Consider the following 21169-nt stretch of genomic DNA (forward strand, 5'->3'; position numbering starts at 1 on the left):
GCATTTTTTCAAGGAGCCACCCAATGTCCTGTCTCACCCCCTTAAGCTTTGGTCTGGCTGCTTGCCTGTTTGTCACAGCTGCACAGGCCGAAAGCCCCCTTGATCCCCCCCATCAAAAAGAGTTATCGCTCACCCTTTATCAAAATGGCCTGGGATTTGTACAGGACCGCCGTCAGGTTCGTTTAGGCACAGGTTCCCAAACATTGGCTTTTGCCAAGATCAGTCCGCAGCTCCTGCCTGACAGTTTACTAATCTTTGGCACAGGCTTTAACGTGATGGAACGCCGCTTTGCCTTTGACCTGCTGACACCACAAGCTTTGCTGGAAAAATCTGTGGGCAAGACCGTTTCATTTCGCCGCTTTAACAGTGTCACGGGAAAAGATGACATCATCCGTGCCAAAATCCTTTCCGCACAGGGGCAGGTGATCCTTGAACGCGACGGCAAAATTGAAGTGGGCCTGCCCGGACAGCTGATGATTGACAAACTGCCCGAAGGATTACGCCCCCACCCCACCTTGTTAGCCACGCTGAACAGCACAGAAAAACAACAGGCAGATTTAGCCCTTGCCTATCTTTCAAATGGGTTAAAATGGCATACCTCTTATAGTGCCGTACTTGATCCCAAAAAAGACAAGCTCCAGCTCAACGCCTGGGCAAACCTGACCAACAACACAGCCGTTTCCTATGAAAAGGCCGATATCACCCTGGCCGCCGGACAAGTTAATAAACAATCTTTGCGCAAAGACGTGCCCATGATGGCACGCGCTGCCCAGCCCCAAGCCATGATGGCGATGGATAGTGTTATGGAAAGAACAGCCAAACCTGCACAGGCCCTTGGCGGGCTCCATCTCTTCAAACTGCCTGTCAAAACGACACTCCATTCACAAGAAACCAAACAAGTGCAGCTCCTGCCTGTTCAGAACTTTACCACACAACGTATTCTGACTCAGAAGTTTGGCCCCACCTATCGCGCCTTAGCAGGGAAAACCAAAGCCCACCATCCTCACATTAAAATCCGTTTTCAAAATAACAGCGCCCATCCGCTTCCCAGCGGGATCGTTCGCCTTTATCGACAGGATACGGAAGGACAGCTCCACTTTATCGGGGAGGACCGCCTGGGCGATACACCCAAGGGCACAAAAGCCGCTTTACACCCGTCTCAAAGCTTTGATGTGACATTAAAGCGTGCCCAAACCGATTTTGAGCTACACGGTAAACACAGTTTTGAAGCGGCTTATAAAGTCACCATTAAAAATGCCAAGAATGTGAAAGAAACCGTGGAAATTACAGAATCCATCCCAGGGGAATGGTCTTTGGAAAACAGCAGCCACAAACCCAAATCACGGGAAAATAATCAAGCGGTCTGGGCCATTGACGTCCCTGCTCAATCAGAACAGGTTTTAACCTATCGCCTGAAAGTCAGGACACGTTGATTACATGGACATATTATTAAAGAAATCAACCTGCCACTGAAGTTCTTCTTCAGACAGGGCATATTTTCCCTTATGGGGGCGCACCACATCTTCTGCTGGAATATGACCAACACGGGTTTGAACTTCCACAGCCATGCGTGCACTCAAACCTGATTTCCAGCACAAGGCTGTAATCCCGCGTGCGCTACGCATGGCGATCATACGCTGGGCAATCGAAATATGCAGGTTTGCCTGTTCTGCAATACAGGCAACAACAAAATCATATTCACCTTCTGCCAAAGCATTCACAATAACCTGAACATTCAAGCGGTTCATGCGTTTCAGGTTTTGGGCAATTTCTTGCGGGGGTTGCTGGAAAAGCCACTGATATTCCCGGCGTAGCTCTTTATTGCCACCTTTTTGGGCCTTAACTTCAACCACAGTCGTTTCGGGCGCTTCACTATGTTTTAAGCGCCGGTTCATTTCCTTGCGGATCACAGACAAGGTTGTTGGGGCAATATCTTCCCTGCCCTTAAGCGTATCAAGCAAATTGTCCGCAACAAATTCCGCCAAACGGCGCGATGCCTGATCACTTAAGACCGGGCGATGAACCAGTGGCCCCTGCCATTCCGTGACATTGCGGGATTCTTCAATCAATTGATCCAGCGTATCTTCACGAATTTGCGCACTGTCATTACACAACAAAGTGGTAATGGCTGAAACATCATTGGTGCCCACAATCGCATCAGAAACATCCGAGCTGACATGCGCCCGATTAGAAATAGCGCCTAAAGCCCCGGAAGAAATCCCACTGCTGATAATTTCCTGTAAATCCTCATCACTAAGCACCGGGGAATGTTCCAGCACCGGACAAGAAACCGCCAGTTCTGCATCCTTGGCCAGTTTTAAAATCACGTCTTCAGGAACATTAGCGACATCTTTTAACGTATCAGCCAGAACACTACGCACCTGTGTCAGCTGATCGCTCGCCAGAATTTCCAGTGCCTGAAAGGTGAAATTCTGCATTTTATCGACCTGGCTTGCCGATAAGGTCGGGGCAAGTTTGGCAATTTTTTCCGCCAGATTTGAACGAATATCATCATTGCTGTCACGGGCCAATTCCACATAAGCCTGTGCAGGTGTGGATTTATTCTCCGTAATGGCCCGGCGCACCTCAGAATCTTTATCCCCAGCCAGATAAAACAAAATTTCCGGACGGATATCTTCGCGTTCAGCCAATGACTTTCGCACCGTCACATCCTGATGGCGGGCAAGTTCCCGAGCCTCTTCATAGGTCAAGGGGGCGTCATGTACCGGGTCTTTTGTCATTTGACTTCTTCACCCTTGTAATCTTCGGCAACGCAAAACTGGCTTTTCCCGGAATGTTTGGCCTGATACATGGCCGCATCTGCACGCCCGACCAATTCTTCAACAGTTTCATGTGTCTGGGGATGATAAAGCGCCAAACCAAGGGACACCCCTAACGGCTTATCCTCCACCCCGGAATGCTCAATCAGAAAACGACTGCTTTCCATCATTTTCTCACACCGCTTATGAGCCGTTGTTTCTGTAATGTCATCCAGCCACAAGGCAAACTCATCACCGCCCAAACGGGCAACGACATCACCGGGGCGCACTTGTTTAAGCAAATAATCACGCACCAACAATAAAACATCATCACCTTTTTGATGACCAAAGACATCATTGACCTGTTTGAAATTATCCAGATCCACATAAATCAAGGCCGCAGGCTTGTTGTTGAACTGCAAACGTTCAATATGACGAGGCAATTCATCTTCAAAAAAGGCACGACGGTTCAACAGGCCGGTCAAGGCATCTGTACGTGAGAGTTCAACAATGCGTTCATGCCCGGTAATTTGTTCATTTGCGATCCCAAGTTGGTTTGCCACATCAGTTGCCAGGATTTTGTCGTCATCACTCCACACCCCACGCACCTTTTCGCGCCACAAACAAATCGCGCCATTGACATGACGGCGATAACGCGTGGCTGAATAAATCGCCACCCAGTCTTTGACCTCATAAAACCCGACTTCGTTTTCACCCAGATTTTCAAGCTTGGCAAACAAATCCGGAATTTCATCCGGCACATCCCCAAAAGAGGCATTCACGATCATGTCGCAATCAGGCTTGCTTCTGAAAATCTGGCATCCATTGGCGCTCAACGCCCGTGCTGTTGCATTAGCCGCAGCGCTCAACATATTGCCGGGTTCCACCTCATCACGGATGGTTTTGACAATATAGGCCAGAAGTTGATCACGGTGATAGGCCCGCGCCAGTGCAGCATCGCGTTCACGCTCTTCGGTAATGTCACGACAGACCCCGCGTGCACCGACCCAGTTGGCATCATCATCAAACAAAGGCACACAGGAAACCGTCAAACAGGCCGGTTCCCCATCCGGGCGAACAACCCAAACCTCTTCACGTTCCAGTTTGGATTTGGATAAAAACGGATTGAGAGAATGTTTTTTATGGCGTTTGAGAACAATGTCATCGCAATGTTTGCGAATTAGCTCGTCCGGTTCATAGCCCACCGCCCCTTTTTGCGAGACGAAAATAAAATAACCATCTGCCCCGACTTCCCAGGCAAAATCACTGGAAATATCAACCAAATCCTTAAAACGCTGGCGCGAATCCATCAAGGCAGCGCGCAGGTTATGTTCCAGACTGGCATCTTTGGCAATCAGCAAAAAACCCTGTTCACTGGGACACAGGGTCAGGTCATAAAACAGAACACCTTTTTCCGTTTCCAAACCTGTGGTTTGCATATGGGCTGCATTTGTCTGAGACACTCTGGCAAATAAATCCACAATATTGGGCAAATGCAGGCTTTTAACCAGCAAATCGGCCGCACGGCTTTGGGATAAGACGGTTTTATCCTTATCCATTAACACCGCTGGGAACGGCGCAGTCGTCACCCAATCAGCAGATGAGATCTCAGAAGTTTCAAACATCTTTATTCTTCTTCAACGTCGACGAACCTAAATATAGATAACATCTTATAAAAACTTCGAATTATCCTATTCGGGTTTGCCATGGAAATCAAACATTCATACCAGAAATCTACACAGAAAAATGCTTATTAATTGCAATGGAAATTAAAGGCAAAAAAGAAAGATTTTTTAACGTTTTTTTAAGATGACTATATTCAACTGGTATTTTGCGTTCAAATCTGTACAATCCGCATCCATGATCCAGACATCACAGTTGATGAAAACGGTTATCCGTTGCCTCTGGGTATGCGCGTAAAAATAGCCAGCCACATGCGGGCCGCGCTCTTGTTAACAACATTTGATTTTCACATGGCTGCGACACCGCAAAACAACCGCTTCCATCATATGCTTCTAGGTCTGGTGGGAACTTCCTTTTTTGTACTTTTAGGCATGCATGTGCTGAACCCCAGCAATACAGTCAGCAAAGCGCCAAAGGCTGTTCTCAAACCCGTAGAACATAAAAAACTCAGCAAAGCAGACATGGATGCCATTGCCGGGGAAAGTCCATCTTCCTTAAATGGTCGCCTGACAGTCAATGATCTCAATCAAACCTTTAATAAAATCGGCTACGAACTGGACCCGGTTCTAAAAGGAACCAGTGATGTTCCCCGTGTCTTTTTGACATCCTTGCCGATTGATCTGGCTAAAATCAAACAAAGCGAAGAACGCAAGTCCCTGTTTTTCAGAACGCTCTTGCCTTTGGTGCTGAAAATCAATGAAGAGCTACATGAAAAACGCGCTAAAGTCTGGCGTTTTCGCCATCGCCTGAATATCGGTCTGGACATTGCCGGGAAAGATCGGATTTGGCTGAGCGGCCTGTTTAAACGCTATCGTGTTGAACAAGGGAACTTTGACGCCCTGCTACAAAAAATGGATGTGGTGCCGCCCTCTCTGGCCTTGGCACAAGCGGCTGAAGAAAGCGGTTGGGGAACCTCACGTTTTGCCCGTGAAGGCAATGCGCTGTTTGGTCAATGGACCTTTAACCCCAAAGACAAAGGCATTGTGCCCCAAGGGCGCGATCAGGGGAAATCCCATCGCATCAAAGCTTTTGACAGTTTGGCAGACAGCCTGCGGGCCTACGTTCATAACCTGAACACCCATAAAGCCTATCTGGGTTTGCGCAAAAAACGCGCTGCCATGCGCACCTCTCATCAGGAATTAAGCGGTTATGATCTGGCACGTACGCTGGATAAATATTCAGAACGCGGTGAACATTATGTCACTTCGCTTCATTCCATTATGTCCCAAAACGAGCTGGGCCGCTTCGATCAAACCGCACTTGATGGCGGCGAAGCCACAATCCTTAAGGGGCCACTGATTTAGAGTGTAAACTCAGGCCCCTCGCAAATCTTTTAATTTATAGAGTGCTTCCAAAGCTTCACGCGGGCTCATATCGTCGGGCTGGATATCATCAAGCGCGGTTTCAACTTCACTGGGGCCGCTTTCCACCACGATCGGGTCCGGCTCGTTGGCAAGAGCTGCAAAAAGGGGCAAGTCATCGGCCAGCTTGGTCACAGCACTGCTTTGTTCACCCTGTTCCAAGGTTTCCAATACCTGTTCTGCCCGCTTGATCACGGCCTTGGGCAACCCAGCCAGACGGGCCACATGAATCCCGTAAGAACGATCCGCTGCGCCAGCCCCGACTTCATGGAGGAAAATCACCTCCCCTTTCCATTCTTTGACCCGCATGGAATGACAGGAAAGATGACTAAGCTTGGATGTCAGGGCGGTTAATTCATGATAATGGGTGGCAAAAAGCGAACGGCATTTATTTAATTCATGAAGGTGTTCCACCACCGCCCAGGCAATGGACAACCCGTCAAACGTCGCTGTCCCGCGCCCAATCTCATCCAGAATCACCAAGGAGCGATCACTGGACTGGTTCAAGATGGCAGCAGCTTCCACCATTTCCACCATAAAGGTTGAACGCCCACGGGCCAGATCATCTGCGGCCCCCACACGGGAAAACAGCCGATCCACCACCCCGATATGGGCCTGATCAGCTGGCACAAAACCACCCATCTGCGCCATAATGGTAATTAAGGCATTTTGGCGTAGGAAAGTTGATTTACCTGCCATATTCGGACCGGTGATTAACCAGAGGCGCTGCTGTTCAGACAGGTCACAATCATTGGCAACAAAGGCCGATTCGTTTGCAGCAATCAGGGCGGCTTCCACCACCGGGTGACGCCCGCCTTTAATATCAAATTCATACCCGCCTGATAAAACCGGGCGATTAAAATCACGTTCCACCGCAATTTGGGCCAGCGCTGCCAACACATCCAAGCGGGCCAACGCATTAGCCGCACGGGCAATTTCATCTGCACGGGCCATGACATCGCCAATTAATTCCTCAAACAGGCGGGTTTCCAAGGCCAAAGCACGATCACCGGCAGAACTGATTTTCCCTTCCAGTTCGGACAATTCCACCGTGGTGTAACGAATGACATTTTTCATGGTCTGGCGATGAATAAACACACCATCTGTCGGCATTTTTTCCGATTGTTTTGCTGTAACCTCAACAAAATAGCCCAGTACGTTATTGTGCTTCACCTTCAAGGTCGGGATATCGACCATCTCGGCATAACGCGCCTGAAGGTTGGAAATTAACCGTTTGCTTTCTGAACGAAGCGAGCGCAATTCATCCAGCTCTGGGGCATAGCCTGTCGCAATAAAATCCCCATCTCGTGCCAAAAGCGGCAAGTCTTCGCTTAAGGCGCGGCGTAATTTATCCACCAGTTCGCCATGATTACCCAGATCCGTGGCACATTGCTCCAAAATCGGCGGCGGGGTCAGGGGCAGCAGCTTTTCACGCAACTCAAAACTCGCCGTCAACCCATCACGAATACCCGCCAAATCCCGTGGACCACCCCGGCCCAACGTAATGCGTGACAAGGCTCGTTCCATATCCGGACATTTTTTCAAGGCCGCACGGATATCTTCACGTGCTGCCAAATCTTCTGCAAAAAACTGTACCCCGTCCAACCGGGTATCAATATCGTCCACATTTGTTAAAGGCGATGACAACCAGCCCGCAAGTAAACGGGCACCTGCGCCACTGACTGTGCGATCAATCACCTCTAACAAACTGCCTTTGCGCTGCCCGCTTAAAGTAATGGTCAGTTCCAGATTGCGTCGGGTGGCCGCATCAATTTCCATACTGGCCCCCTGGGCCATCTGGCGGGGAACTTCCAGACGGGGCAACTTGCCCTTTTGGGTCAGTTCCACATAATCGACCAAGGCCCCGGCAGCAGAGATTTCAACACGGGAAAAACTGGCAAAAGATTCCAGCGTTTTGACCCCATAAAGCTTTTCCAGCCGCTTGGTTGCATTGGCACTGTCAAAGCGCGTACCTGGTTGCGGGGTTAAAATGGATTTAAAGTCATTGAAGGTTTCAAAATGATCCGGGGTTTGCAGCAATTTATCACTGATAAGCAATTCACCGGGATTGAGTCGGGCCAAAACCGCAGGCAATACAGCAGGGCTACAAGCTTGTGTATAAAAGGCCCCGGTGGAAATATCCAGCCACGCCACACCAATGTCATTGCGTGTTTGGGTCACAGCCGCCAAATAGTTGTTTTGGCGTGAATCCAACAGCGTATCTTCGGTGATTGTGCCCGCCGTAAACAGGCGCACCACATCACGTTTGACCACCGCCTTGGAACCGCGTTTTTTGGCTTCTGCCGGATCTTCCATCTGTTCACACAGGGCTACCTTGAAACCTTTATCCACCAATTTTGGCAGATAACTTTCATAGGCTTTGACCGGCACCCCGCACATGGGAATATCATCACCTTTATGATGACCACGTTTGGTCAGGGTAATTTGTAAAGCATTGGCAGCCGCCACCGCATCTTCAAAAAACAGCTCGTAAAAATCCCCCATACGATAAAACAACAAATAGCCGGGATGACGATCCTTGATCGCCATAAACTGCGCCATCATCGGCGTTGCCCCGTCTTTCATGCGCGCTTCAATCTCTTCCTGCGTGACTTCGCCAGACAGGTGTTCTTTAACCAGTTCAAGGGTGCTCATGGGTGGTTTTCAATACTGCAATAAATGAAGAGCCACAGTGATAGCACACCGCCTTGAACGGGTGAAGCCTTGCATGGCCGCTTTTGCACAACTATTGTAATGCCCGACCAATCAGCAAGGAAACAGCGCACCATGATTTCACGAATTTTTCAAAGTCTCGGTTACTTATGTCTGCTTGGTGCGCTTGTCAGTTTCTTCTATTACTGGGACCCAACACGTATCTTTTTCATGGGCCTGAAAAGCAAAAACAGTTTTGCCTTTGAAGAGCTACCTAAAGAGATTACCAAATACGATATAGAAAAAACGCTAACGCTGACCTCATCAAGTAATCTTGAAGATAAACGCGCCCAGTTAAGAAACTCTATTTTAGGCAAACAAAAGCTAGAAGACCTGCGCCCCTATCGGCAGATGCGGATTTATAAGCAGGAATTTGCAGAAAAATACCCTGCACCGATCTGCCTGTTTGAACCTTCTGTCAGTACGCGTATGTATTGCCAGCTGGCAGCTTACAAGCAGTGGTCAAATCTCGATGCCATTTTTGAACTGTCTACAGACTTTGATCCAGCCTATATTGCCAAATCTTTTTTATTTACCCCATTAAAATCAAATGGGCATCTTGTGCTCTATCATCACGGTTATGCCGGAACATTTCACCAGCAAAAATATTTTCTGGAAAAACTGAATGAACAAGGCTTTACAGTCATTGCCTTCAATATGATCAGTTATGGCGATCACCCCAATAATATACCGGACCCTTGGATGTATGCTGTGAATGGCAAATTGGATCAGGTCAAACACCCGCAAGAAGTTATTTTCAAACCTGTTTTTGCCTCCCTGAACCATGCGTTGGATACGCAGAAGATTCAACATGTCCATATGATGGGCCTGTCGGCTGGTGGTTGGGTGACAGCTGTGAGTGCCGCGCTTGATCCCCGTATCGAAAAATCCTATCCCATTGCCGGGGTTCTTCCCATCGGATTGCGTCATGGTGATAAAGAACGAGCCTCGCCTCAATTTTATAAGCCCATGCTAGAGACTGCCTCTTATCTCGATATGTTTGCCTTGGCCGCAGATCGGCCAGGGCGTTCACAGATGCAAATCTTTAACCGCTATGACCGCTGTTGTTTTAACAATACACGCGGCAAGCTCTATGAAGATATTGTGCAAAATGTGACAGGCGGTGATTTCTCTGTCCTGATTGATGAAACCCATGCGCGTCATAAGATTTCATCTTGGGCATTTGATAAAATTCTAAAGGACCTCGCCCAATGAAAATCGCCTCTTTCCTCGCTTTCCTTTTAGCTGTCGCAGCTCTCACACTCTGGTATCAGGACGGGGCTTGGCAAAATGGTGACATGCCAACCAAAGGCATGATTAAAACCACCGCTCTTAGCGCCCTTGCCGTGTTGTGTTTCTATCTGGCAAAGAAATTTCGCAAAGCCTCATAAGGTTTGCTGTACTGATTTGTGAAAATTGCATAGCACATGTTTCTTTTTTTGCGTTATGCTAAGGGATAATGGGACTCGCATTATGTCTTAAAATAGGGCATGCTGCGCAATATAAATACTCAATTCACATACTGGTTAAAACAAATGAACACAAACACATCAGTAACAGAAGTCGTTGGTCTTCTTGAAACCCGCGAGACTTTTGAAAAAACAGTCGAGGCATTACTCAACGCAGGATTTGAACGCACGGATTTAAGTGTGCTTAGTTCTCATGAATCCATTGAAGCTGCGGGCAAACCTGCCAAACCGATCAAAGATATTTTGACCGCCCTTGTGGGGGAAATTCGCTTTGAAGGTCCGATGGTCGCCAGTGGTGCTGTTTTCCTGGCTGGTGGTCCGGTGGGTGAATTGATTGGCGCTGTTGTGGGAGCAACAGTGGGCGGTACTGCAATTAAAGAAGTCCTCGATGAAGTCACCGCAACACCGCATACTGAAGATTTTGCCCGCGCTGTTGATGCCGGAAGCATTATCTTATGGGTGCGTGCCCTGGGTGAAGACAAGCAAACCAAAGCCACAGAAGTTTTGGAAAATCTGGGTGCGCAAAACGTCCATCTTCATACCAAATAAACCAGTGTCAATCTGGTCTTATCAAAATACCTAAATACTACTAACAGAGATCTATACATCATGGACGATCAATCAATTCGGGTGACAGAGCGCGAAGCTCTGTTGATGCATGCCTCGGGCCGACCGGGGAAATTTGAAATTCACCCCACAAAACCGCTGACAACACAGCGTGACCTGTCACTGGCCTATTCCCCCGGTGTGGCGGCCCCTTGTGAACAAATCGCACGCGATCCTAATCTGGCTTATGACTATACGGCCAAGGGTAACGTGGTTGCGGTTATTTCCAACGGGACAGCCGTTTTGGGTCTTGGTAATCTTGGCGCACTGGCCTCAAAGCCCGTGATGGAAGGTAAGGCCGTTCTCTTTAAACGCTTTGCCGATGTGGATGGTATTGACCTGCTGGTCGATACCGAAGATGAAGATGAATTTATCAATTGTGTGAAATATCTTGGCAAGACATTTGGCGGTATCAACCTTGAAGATATCAAGGCCCCGGAATGTTTCACCATTGAAACCAAGCTGCGCGAAATCATGGATATCCCGGTTTTCCATGATGACCAGCATGGCACGGCGATTATTTCTGCGGCGGGTCTGATCAATGCCTGTGACCTAACCGGCCGTAAGATGGAAGATGTGAAGCTGGTGGTCAATGGCGCAGGCGCTGCCGCCATTGCCTGTTGTGAGCTGGTGAAAGCCTTGGGTGTTAAGCATGACAATGTGATCATGTGTGATTCCAAAGGTGTGATTTACAAGGGTCGCAAAGAAGGCATGAACCAGTGGAAATCCGCCCATGCCTCTGACACCGATGCCCGTACATTGGCCGAAGCCATGGAAGGGGCAGACGCGTTCTTTGGCCTGTCTGTTAAAGGGGCAGTAACCCAGGATATGGTTGAAAAAATGGCGCCCAAGCCGATCATTTTCGCCATGGCGAACCCGGACCCGGAAATTACCCCGGAAGATGTCAAGGCCGTGCGTGCCGATGCGATCACCGCCACAGGGCGTTCTGATTACCCTAACCAGATCAACAATGTATTGGGTTTCCCTTATATCTTCCGTGGTGCACTGGACGTGCGTGCCAGCACCATTAACGAAGATATGAAAGTGGCTTGTGCCCAAGCTTTGGCTGATTTGGCAAAAGAAGACGTACCCGATGAAGTGGCTGCGGCCTATTCCGGGCGTCGCCTGCGCTATGGCCCAGATTACATCATCCCCGCCCCGTTTGATCCACGCTTGATTTTCTCTATCCCCCCTGCGGTGGCCGAAGCGGCCATGGCCTCTGGTGTGGCGCGTCGCCCGATCATTGATATGGATGATTATCGCAATGAACTGCAGGGTCGATTGGATCCGACAGCCTCCAGCCTGCAAGTCATCTGTGACAAGGTACGTGGCAACCCACGCCGTATTGTCTTTGCCGAAGGCGAAGAAGAAAAAACAATCCGCGCCGCTTATGCGTTTTTGAATGCAGGATATGGCACACCGATTCTGGTTGGGCGTGAAGAAAAAATTCAGGAAACCATGTCTCACCTCGGTCTGGCTGATGCCTCCGGGATTGAGATTAACAACTCCCTCATTGGTCCACGCACCAAGGAATATGCGGAATATCTTTATCGCCGCGTACAGCGCAAAGGGGCCTTGCTGCGTGACTGTAACCGCTGGGTCAACCAGAACCGCAATATTTTTGCCGCCACCATGGTGGCATGTGGCGATGCCGATGGTATGGTCACAGGGCTGACCCGCAGTTTCTATTCTTCTTATGATGATGTGGCGCGTGTTCTGGACCCTCACAAAGATCAAATCCCCATGGGCGTGTCCATTGTAGTCAGCGGTGGTCACAACACAGTCTTTTTGGCTGATACCCGTATTCATGAAACACCGACTGCGGAACAAATGGCGGATATTGCCGTTTCCGCTGTAGCAAAAGCACGCAAGCTTGGTCATGAACCCCGTGTGGCTTTCCTGTCTTATTCTTCTTTCTCCGGTCGCGCAGGCGGTCGTACAGCAGAAGTACGCAAAGCCGTAGAAATCCTTGAAGGGCGCAATGTAGACTTTGAATTTGATGGAGAAGTCACCGTCAATACCGCCCTTGATCAGGAATTACTCAACGATTATCCATTCAGCCGCTTGTCCGGTCCGGCCAATGTCCTGGTCATGCCGGGCCTGCATACCGCAGATATTTCATCCAAGCTGCTGCAAAAGCTGGGCGGTGGGACGGTCATTGGTCCAATCCTGCTCGGTCTGGAAAAGCCGGTACAGATTGTACCGCGTGATACAACTGTGTCAGAGATGGTCAATATGGCAATTTTGGCGGCCCATGACGCAATTGTTGGTCGTTAAGATACATCCAGAACCAAAGAAAAAGGCGGGTCATCTGATCCGCCTTTTTTTGTTAGCGCCGTACCCACTTATAAATTTCCATCACGATGATCAGCCCCAATGCCAAAGGCAAAAGGGTCAACCATTGTTCCAGCGTCACCGGCTGAATATGCAATGTTGTGTTCAACCCTGGAATATAGGCGGCTGCAATATGTAGTGTCTGGGTTAGAATAACCATCACCACCAAGATCGGGTTTTTAAACAAAGACATGCGCAACAGGGATTTCCGTTCTGAGCGGCAGTTAAACACATGGGTATTTTCAAACAGAACCATGAGCAAGAGTAAGGCACTGCGCGCTGCGGCCTCATCCATCCCGCTATCCAGCGCATGTTGGAAAAAGATATAGGCCACAATCCCAATAAACAGGCCGGAAATCACCACTTCTTCAATCATGCGCCTGTTAAACAAGGGGGTAGAAGGATCACGTGGTGGATGATGGAGTTCATCACCTTCCGCCTTTTCCAAAGACAAGCCCACATGCTGCACCCCATTGGTCACAAGATTCAGCCATAAAAGTTGCACGGCAAACAATGGCAAGGGCATACCACTAATGAGACACAGGAAAAATAGTACAATTTCAGATGCACCGGTACTGACCAGCAGATAAATCACCTTGCGCACATTGGCATAGGCAATGCGGCCTTCTTCCACCCCATTAACGATGGAAGCAAAATTATCATCGGTGATAATCAAATCCGCCGCCCCACGTGCCACATCGGTGCCTTCCTTGCCCATCGCCACACCAATATTGGCCGAACGTAGCGCAGGAGCATCATTGACCCCATCACCAGTCACCGCAACAAAATGGTTATTTTCCTGCAAGGACTGAACGATATTAAGCTTCTGCACAGGTTCCACACGGGCAAAGACACGCGCATTATGAATGGTCTCACTGAGGTTAATCGGATCATCTTGCAGGTCTTTGAGTTCTGCCCCTGTGACCACATCATTTTTTTCTTCAGCAATCCCCAGTTCCTTGGCAATGGCCAGGGCCGTTGCCGGGTGGTCCCCTGTGACCATCCGCACGCCTACTCCGGCATTTGTGCATTTTTCAATGGCTGTGAAAGCTTCGGGACGTAATGGGTCAATTAAGCCTGCCAGCCCCAGAAATTCCATATCCTGATGTTCGCCCAAACGATCAAGATCATCATCATCTGCCCATGCTCCTTGGGCAAGGGCCAAAACACGATAGCCCTGCGCCGCCATTTCATCAGCAGTTTTCAAAACAGCCTCAACCGCCACATTGCCACACAGTGGCACAATGACTTCTGCTGCCCCTTTCAGGCTGACCTTTGCCCCCTTTTCAAAACTATTGATACTAGCACTGAATTTCCGTTCTGATTCAAACGGCAAAAAACCATGTTCGGGGTGACGTTCTAACAGAAGTTCACGGTCCAAACCGCCTTTTGCCGCCATCACCAGAAAGGCCACGTCAACCGCATCCCCAAAATGATGATAGCCTTCTTTTTCAAGGCGAAAAGTTGCTTCGTTACACAGGCTGGCAGCCACGGCCAAACGTCCGGCTTTGAAATCAAGGGTACCTTTCGGGCTATAGCCTTCCCCGGCAATGTCATATTCGTCCCCACCGGGAAGCCATAAGCGACGCACCGTTAACTCATTCACCGTCAACGTCCCTGTTTTATCACTGGCAATGACCGTACAGGCCCCCAGTCCTTCCACCGCAGGCAAGGCACGCACAATCACATTGCGCCGTGACATATGAAACGAGCTGATCGACAAAGCCACCGTGATCGCTACAGGCAAACCTTCGGGAATGGCAGAAACGGACAAGGCCACAGCAAGGAAGAACACTTCCTTCACACTGACCCCCTGCCAGATCATGGTGGTCCCCAAAATCACCACGGCCCCAATCACCAACAAGCCGACTGTCCGGGTAAAGCGGTCCAGACGCTGCACCAAAGGCGGATCGGCATTTTCAGTGGTTTGCAGGGCCTGGGCAATGCGACCCAGTTCAGTGTGCAAAGCGGTTTGTGTCACCAGTCCTTCACAGCGCCCTTGCGATAAAGTTGTGCCTGCATGCAACATATTGCGCCGATCCCCCACGGCGCATTCATCACTTAATTGGACTGTGGCGGTTTTATCCACTGTAACCGATTCCCCTGTCAGTAAGGATTCATCAGATCGCGCCTCTAATGCTTTGACAAGACGAATATCAGCCGGGATTAAAGCTCCACTTTCCAAAAAGACATAATCACCGGGAACAAGTTCTGAACTATCAATCTCAATGCGCTTTTGATCACGCATGACAATGACCCGGTTTTTCACCATAGCATTCAGGCTTTCCGCACTTTTCTGCGCTTTCCATTCCTGAATGGTTCCGATGATCGCATTGATTTGCAAAACGGCAAAAATAAACAACGCATCGGTGCCTTCCCCAATCAAGACAGACACAAAAGCCGCAGCAGCCAACAGATAAATCAACGGGCTGATGAATTGATGGAGATAAACCGATAAGACAGATTTGCGTTGGGCCTTGGGCAACACATTTGCCCCAAAAGCCTCTTGGCGACGGGCCACTTCCTCTGTGCTTAACCCTGTCTCAGAACTATCCAACAGCCCCCAGAGGTCCTGCACATCAGTCGCATGCCATAAGGTATGTACCAGACGATCACGATCCATAACCGCCTCCTATCATTTGAGAGGATCAGTATAACAAGGATCACAAAGCCTGTGATAGGCGTAGGTCAAAAATAATGGAAAAAGGTCCTGAGACTAAATTACGCGTCTTCTTCCAGACCCACCAGCGCATTGGCAAAAGCACGCGCTTCAAAGGGGCGCAAGTCTTCGGCCTTTTCCCCCACCCCAATGGCATAGATCGGTTTCTGGAACTTTTCAGCCAGCGAAACGGCCACACCGCCCTTGGCCGTACCGTCCAACTTGGTCAAAATCAGGCCCGTGAGATCAGTGATTTTATCAAACAGTTCGACCTGAGAATGGGCGTTTTGGCCTACACCGGCATCAAGCACCAAAATCGTATCATGGGGCGCACGTGGATCGACTTTTTTAATCACCCGCACCATTTTTTCCAGCTCGTCCATCAAATGGGATTTGTTCTGCAAACGTCCAGCCGTATCAATAATGAGTACGTCCATTTCCTGCTTTTTAGCTTCCTGAATCGCATCAAAGGCCAAAGCAGGCGCATCAGCCCCGGTTTCTTTCGCAATCACCGGAACACCTGCGCGCTCCCCCCAGACTTTCAGCTGTTCAACAGCGGCTGCACGGAAAGTATCACCTGCCGCCAACATGACCTTTAAATCCTGCTGTTTAAACAGCCCTGCGATTTTACCGATGCTGGTGGTTTTACCCGACCCATTCACCCCACAGACCAACACCACATGAGGCTTTTTATCCACATCAATTTCCCAGTCTTCCGTCACCGGGATCAGCTCATGTGTGACCGCATCGGCTAAAACCTGCTTGAGCTCTTGAGAGGTAATATCCTTGCCATAGCGGGTTTCGCGAATATGTTCGACGATCTTTTGGGCGGTTTCCACCCCCATGTCAGACATGATCAGCGTATCTTCAAGCTCTTCCAATGCCTCGTCATCAAGCTTGCGTTTGGTAAAGGCCCCGCCGATACCATCACTTAATTTAGAGGAAGATTTGCTCAAACCTGCACGCAGGCGGGATATCCAGCCTTTTTTCTCGTCCGTCATGGGTCTTAGATCACTTTCGCTATTAAGGAACCGTCTTGAATTTTCTCAACTTTTGCGCTGACGATTTGGCCTGCTTCGACCTCACTTGTCAACTGCACAGGACAATAATGTTCACAATGTCCCGCATTATTTTTTTCCACCAAAACTGAAACCGTCTTGCCAACACGACCGCTTAAGAACTCATCCAGCGCCGCCTCGCCCAAAGCGCGGATTTTCGCCGCCCGTTTCTTGCGGATATCGCCGGGAACTTGCGGCATCCGCGCTGCTGGCGTGCCTTCACGTGAAGAATAAGGAAACACATGGGCAAAGGTGATTTGGCAACGATCCAATGTTTCCATGGTGGTGGCGAACATAGCGTCATCTTCGGTGGGGAAACCCGCAATCAGATCAGCCCCAAAGACCGCATCAGGGCGAAGCCCACGAATTTTATCACAAAGTGCGATGGCATCTGCCACCGTATGGCGACGCTTCATGCGTTTAAGCACCATATCTTCGCCTGCCTGCAAAGACAGATGGAAATGTGGCATGAGACGCGGCTCCGTGGCAATCACGTCAAACAAATCATCATCAATGGCCGCTGGATCAAGGGAGCTGAGGCGCAGGCGCGGCAAGTCCGGCACGTTATTCAGCACCCGGCGCACCATCTGACCAAAAGTCGGCTGTCCCGGCAAGTCCGGCCCATAAGAGGTCACATCCACGCCCGTCAGCACCACTTCACGATAGCCGCGTTCCACCAGATTCTTCACCCGGTCCACAATCTCGCCTATGGGGACTGAACGGTTTGGCCCACGCCCAAAAGGAATGATGCAGAAGGTACAGCGATGATCACAACCCTGTTGAACCTCAATAAAGGCACGAGTATGACCGTCAAACCCATCAATCAAGTGATTGGCGGTTTCGCGCACATCCATAATATCGGTGACTTCGATCAGTTCTGTGCGTTCAGGCAGGAAGCTTTCAACTTCCAGCTTTTCCTTATTGCCGATCACCCGGTCGACTTCATCCATTTCCGCAAAGCTTTCCGGGTCAATCTGAGCCGCACAGCCTGTCACGATAATTTTGGCATCCGGATCGTTCTTACGCATTTTACGAATGGTTTGACGAGCTTGGCGCACGGCCTCACCAGTCACCGCGCAGGTATTCACAATCACCGCATTGTCCAATCCGGCTTCCTGTGCGTTTTTACGCATGACTTCTGATTCGTAAGTATTGAGCCGACACCCCAATGTAACGACTTTGGCCTCAGACACGGTTGTTCAGGCCCCCGGATAGACGCTTGCGTGGAAATTCCCACCAAAGGCATAAGAGGCTGGACCCGTCATCAAAATATCGCCATTTTCCAACCATTCAATGGTCAATGTGCCACCATCTAAAACCACGTCAGCCTTGCGCCCGTCAATGACACCACGACGAACCGCAGCCACGACTGTTGCGCACGCCCCGGTCCCACAGGCTTGTGTAATGCCAACACCGCGTTCCCACACACGCATACGCAAAGAGCCATCTTCCATTTTAGAGACGACTTCCACATTGATGCGTTCCGGGAAAAACGGATGGGTTTCCACATGGGGGCCTGCGGCCTCTAAATCCACTGTTTCAGCATCTTTAACAAAATAAACAGCATGGGGATTGCCCACATTGACCCCAACCGGGCCTTCCAACGGGCCAACAGTAACGGGCATATTCAAGGTATCGCAATCTTCAGCTATCGGGATTTGATCCCAGTTCAAACGGGCAGGCCCCATATTGACACAAACCGTCCCATCCACCCCTTCACTGGCATGAAGAAGGCCAACGACAGTTTCAACCACCACCTTGGATTTACCTGTTTCATCCATCATGATACGGGCAATACAGCGTGTGGCATTGCCGCAGGCTTCGACCTCATTCCCATCGGCATTGCGAATACGCATAAATACATCTGCCGTGCTGTGCCGGGCAGGTTCCATCACGATAAATTGGTCACATCCGGCCCCTGTACGACGGTCGGCCATCGCCTGCACCTGCGCTACAGTCAGCTCAATCGGATTTTCACGCCCGTCCAAGACAACAAAATCATTGCCCAGACCATGCATTTTGATAAAAGGTAATCCACTCATAGCCTGCTTTATATGTGCTTTTTCAGGCGCAGAGTCTATAGTTAATACTGCTTTTTTTTGTTATAATGAACCTGTTATGAGCTTTATTGATGCCACCCTTGGATTGTTGAGTTATTCCCCCTTTATTGGCGGAGCATCCCCTTTGCGCTCAACGCCGGGGACCGGCCATGTCCCTGTGGGCCGACAGGCTGAAATCATTGATGGGCAATATTACCCGGACCGCCCCTTGCCGCAAAATTATCGTTTGCTGGAAAACCCTTATGCCTCTTCGGTCCCGATCTTTGAAGATTTACAACAAAACCACAGCCCAACACGGGGCACCTTTGGCGCTGTTGCCGCCCTTTATGCCAATCAAAGCAAATTCACCGCTGCCATGGTCGCCGGACGGGATGCAGAAAGCGGTATTGATATCCGGGTTTAATCTTTTTCTTCTTTTGTCTGTGACGTTCTAAACCGATCCAGATGGAAAAAGGCATGTTCGCGTTCATAAGCATATTCCTTGCCCACCGGGCAGGCTTGACGGGCCAAACAGCCGTATTTCATACAAGAGCCTTCCAGGTTTTGATTGAGGTGATCAATACAGTCCAGAAAAGCAAATTCCTGATCTTCACCAAACGCATCCACAGGACAGCTGGTCAGACAGGGTTTGCTAAAACATTTCTCACAAGGGGAGATGACATCGGGAATAGAGGGGATATCCTCCACAGGTTCACTAAAAATCAATACTGCGCGATAGGCATGCCACAGGCCATATATCGGATGGATCAATGGCCCGATTGGTGATGGGAATACACTGTCGGCCTTTGCCGCCCAAAACTGGAAAGGGGCATAATTCGGACCGTCAAAAGGATAGATAACATTGGCCCCCAGCCGGGCACCAAAGGCATCCATCTTTTTGCGAATCCAGTTATCCATCGGGTCCGGTTCAATCCAGTCTTCATATTGAAGACCAAACTGTTCCCACATTTTTGACCCGACATTGCCCACAAGGAGGTAGGTTTCATTTTCAACAAAGCCGCCCCTAAGGCACAGGCCAAGGGGCTCCAACTGCTTGTCGATATCGAGATAAGAAACCATGCCTTACCCTTGTGCTTTGACCCTAAGAGCGTGCCCACCCTTGGTGCTGAAAGAAAACAACCACAACAACAGGCAGGACCAGAAAGGCAAAATCGCTTATCGCACGAATGGGGGCCTGCGCCAAAAACATGACATCCGCAATTTCAATGGCAACCGCCAGAAAAACAATCGGAGCTACACAGATCATTCGCGTCATCGGTAAACGAAAAACCAATCCGCCCAACAGCCATAACAACAACCCAATAACAATCAAAGTTGCATCATAACTGAATGGGAATACGCCGAATATTTGAGATTTGATATCGCCATACATGATTTTCCACCTTTATTTCAAACAGGTTAGAAAATCATCTTAAAAGATAATGTTTAAAAAAGTGTTTCGACCACAACGGTGGAAATATATCGAAATATTATCAACCTTGCGGTTCTACGTATATATACAGTATATTAGGAAATTAGAATTATTATAAATAAGGTAATCCAATGACCTGGGCGATTGTCGGATTTATGGGAATGATCATCGTTGGGACAGCCTGCATCTATACGCAGATCAAATAAGGCTTTCTTTACCCAACGTTATCAATAAGGCGGGCTTTCCCTAGAAAAGCTGCTGCCAGAACGCGGATGGGCTCATCCTTAACCCCGTCAAGCGCAATATCATCTGCACGGCGAATGACAATATAATCAACCTTCTGAAACCCTGCATCCAACAATTGCTGGCCCGCCCATTTGGACAAAGCTTCGGCTTTCCCCCCCATTTTGAAACGTTCAGAAACCTCAGCCAACGTGCGATAAAGCACAGGTGCGATTTCGCGTTCCTCACGGGTCAAATACTGGTTGCGCGATGACATTGCCAATCCATCATTTTCACGCACAGTGGGGACACCACAGACCTCAACCGGAATGTTCAAATCCGCAACAAACCGCTTAATGACATTCAGCTGTTGATAATCTTTCTCACCAAAGAAAGCCTGATCCGGCAAGGCTTGCAGCAAGAGTTTCGTCACCACTGTTGCAACCCCATCAAAAAAACCGGGGCGACATTCACCTTCCAAAATATCACCAAGACCGGCAACAGAAACCTTTGTCACCCCGCCATCTTGCCCATACATTTCTTCAACATGAGGCGCAAACAACAGATGCCCCCCGACAGAATCCAGCTTTGCAGCATCTTCTTTTTCTGTACGTGGATAGGTGTCTAAATCTTCATTCGGGCCAAATTGCTTGGGGTTGACAAAAATGGTCGCCACCACCCGATCACAAGTTTCAAGCGCGGTTTTCACCAAGGTCAAATGCCCTTCATGCAAAGCCCCCATGGTTGGCACCAATCCAACCTTCAACCCTTCACTGCGCCAGCTTGAAACTTGTGCACGTAAATCAGCAACTGTGCGAACCGTTTGAAGCGCCAT

General features: G+C 49.4%; 17 protein-coding genes. 7 read left to right on the forward strand and 10 right to left on the reverse strand.

Annotation, left to right across the window (positions count from 1 at the left end; genetic code table 11):
- The first annotated feature begins 23 nt into the window (after positions 1 to 23).
- Complete coding sequence (locus E4K71_RS15275) at positions 24 to 1433, forward strand: DUF4139 domain-containing protein (protein WP_135081104.1); 1410 nt, start codon at positions 24 to 26, stop codon at positions 1431 to 1433.
- Here the strand turns inward: E4K71_RS15275 and E4K71_RS15280 are convergent, their stop codons facing one another.
- Both E4K71_RS15280 and E4K71_RS15285 read right to left on the reverse strand, forming a co-directional pair.
- Complete coding sequence (locus tag E4K71_RS15280; RefSeq protein WP_135081106.1) at positions 1434 to 2741, reverse strand: DUF2336 domain-containing protein; 1308 nt, start codon at positions 2739 to 2741, stop codon at positions 1434 to 1436.
- Positions 2738 to 4384, reverse strand: a complete 1647-nt coding sequence (locus E4K71_RS15285) for a diguanylate cyclase (protein WP_135081108.1) — start codon at positions 4382 to 4384, stop codon at positions 2738 to 2740. Before E4K71_RS15285 ends, E4K71_RS15280 begins: the two co-directional genes overlap by 4 nt.
- A gap of 285 nt (positions 4385 to 4669) precedes the next feature.
- Between E4K71_RS15285 and E4K71_RS15290 the strand changes: the two genes are divergently transcribed.
- Positions 4670 to 5746, forward strand: a complete 1077-nt coding sequence (locus tag E4K71_RS15290) for a glucosaminidase domain-containing protein (protein WP_135081110.1) — start codon at positions 4670 to 4672, stop codon at positions 5744 to 5746.
- Positions 5747 to 5755: 9 nt separating this feature from the next.
- Here E4K71_RS15290 and mutS read toward each other — a convergent pair whose 3' ends face one another.
- Entirely contained in the window at positions 5756 to 8368 is a 2613-nt protein-coding gene (mutS, locus tag E4K71_RS15295) for a DNA mismatch repair protein MutS (protein ID WP_135082097.1), read from the reverse strand.
- A 222-nt stretch (positions 8369 to 8590) separates the two neighbouring features.
- On the opposite strand from mutS, the gene E4K71_RS15300 reads away from it, so the two are divergent.
- From E4K71_RS15300 to E4K71_RS15315, 4 genes are all read left to right on the forward strand, one after another.
- A complete protein-coding gene (locus E4K71_RS15300) occupies positions 8591 to 9730 on the forward strand; it encodes an alpha/beta fold hydrolase (RefSeq protein WP_135081112.1) in 1140 nt (379 codons plus the stop codon).
- Positions 9727 to 9906 carry a hypothetical protein gene (locus tag E4K71_RS15305; protein WP_135081114.1) on the forward strand — a complete coding sequence of 60 codons (180 nt, stop codon included), beginning with the start codon at positions 9727 to 9729 and terminating at the stop codon, positions 9904 to 9906. Before E4K71_RS15300 ends, E4K71_RS15305 begins: the two co-directional genes overlap by 4 nt.
- A gap of 144 nt (positions 9907 to 10050) precedes the next feature.
- Positions 10051 to 10533, forward strand: coding sequence for a hypothetical protein (locus tag E4K71_RS15310; RefSeq protein ID WP_135081116.1), 483 nt, complete (start codon positions 10051 to 10053; stop codon positions 10531 to 10533).
- A gap of 60 nt (positions 10534 to 10593) precedes the next feature.
- Entirely contained in the window at positions 10594 to 12867 is a 2274-nt protein-coding gene (locus E4K71_RS15315) for an NADP-dependent malic enzyme (RefSeq protein ID WP_135081118.1), read from the forward strand.
- Positions 12868 to 12919: 52 nt separating this feature from the next.
- On the opposite strand, the gene E4K71_RS15320 is transcribed toward E4K71_RS15315, so the two are convergent.
- The 4 genes from E4K71_RS15320 to dapF all read right to left on the reverse strand — a co-directional run bounded on the left by E4K71_RS15320 (position 12920) and on the right by dapF (position 18683).
- Positions 12920 to 15547, reverse strand: coding sequence for an HAD-IC family P-type ATPase (locus E4K71_RS15320; protein WP_135081120.1), 2628 nt, complete (start codon positions 15545 to 15547; stop codon positions 12920 to 12922).
- Positions 15548 to 15645: 98 nt separating this feature from the next.
- Entirely contained in the window at positions 15646 to 16584 is a 939-nt protein-coding gene (gene ftsY, locus E4K71_RS15325; protein WP_135081122.1) for a signal recognition particle-docking protein FtsY, read from the reverse strand.
- A gap of 5 nt (positions 16585 to 16589) precedes the next feature.
- Positions 16590 to 17834, reverse strand: coding sequence for a tRNA (N(6)-L-threonylcarbamoyladenosine(37)-C(2))-methylthiotransferase MtaB (mtaB, locus tag E4K71_RS15330; RefSeq protein ID WP_135081124.1), 1245 nt, complete (start codon positions 17832 to 17834; stop codon positions 16590 to 16592).
- Positions 17835 to 17840: 6 nt separating this feature from the next.
- Positions 17841 to 18683: a diaminopimelate epimerase gene (dapF, locus tag E4K71_RS15335; protein ID WP_135081126.1), complete on the reverse strand. Its 843-nt coding sequence runs from the start codon at positions 18681 to 18683 to the stop codon at positions 17841 to 17843.
- A 76-nt stretch (positions 18684 to 18759) separates the two neighbouring features.
- On the opposite strand from dapF, the gene E4K71_RS15340 reads away from it, so the two are divergent.
- Positions 18760 to 19104 carry a hypothetical protein gene (locus tag E4K71_RS15340; protein WP_135081128.1) on the forward strand — a complete coding sequence of 115 codons (345 nt, stop codon included), beginning with the start codon at positions 18760 to 18762 and terminating at the stop codon, positions 19102 to 19104.
- Here the strand turns inward: E4K71_RS15340 and E4K71_RS15345 are convergent.
- The 3 genes from E4K71_RS15345 to panC all read right to left on the reverse strand — a co-directional run bounded on the left by E4K71_RS15345 (position 19101) and on the right by panC (position 21169).
- Positions 19101 to 19760: a hypothetical protein gene (locus E4K71_RS15345; protein WP_135081130.1), complete on the reverse strand. Its 660-nt coding sequence runs from the start codon at positions 19758 to 19760 to the stop codon at positions 19101 to 19103. The two genes, E4K71_RS15340 and E4K71_RS15345, sit on opposite strands and share 4 nt — an antisense overlap.
- 22 nt (positions 19761 to 19782) lie before the next feature.
- Entirely contained in the window at positions 19783 to 20073 is a 291-nt protein-coding gene (locus tag E4K71_RS15350; RefSeq protein WP_135081132.1) for a hypothetical protein, read from the reverse strand.
- A 253-nt stretch (positions 20074 to 20326) separates the two neighbouring features.
- Positions 20327 to 21169 (reverse strand): pantoate--beta-alanine ligase, encoded by an 843-nt coding sequence (panC, locus tag E4K71_RS15355; protein ID WP_135081134.1) that lies wholly within the window; start codon positions 21167 to 21169, stop codon positions 20327 to 20329.

This window comes from Terasakiella sp. SH-1, from assembly GCF_004564135.1.
Lineage (GTDB): Bacteria > Pseudomonadota > Alphaproteobacteria > Rhodospirillales > Terasakiellaceae > Terasakiella.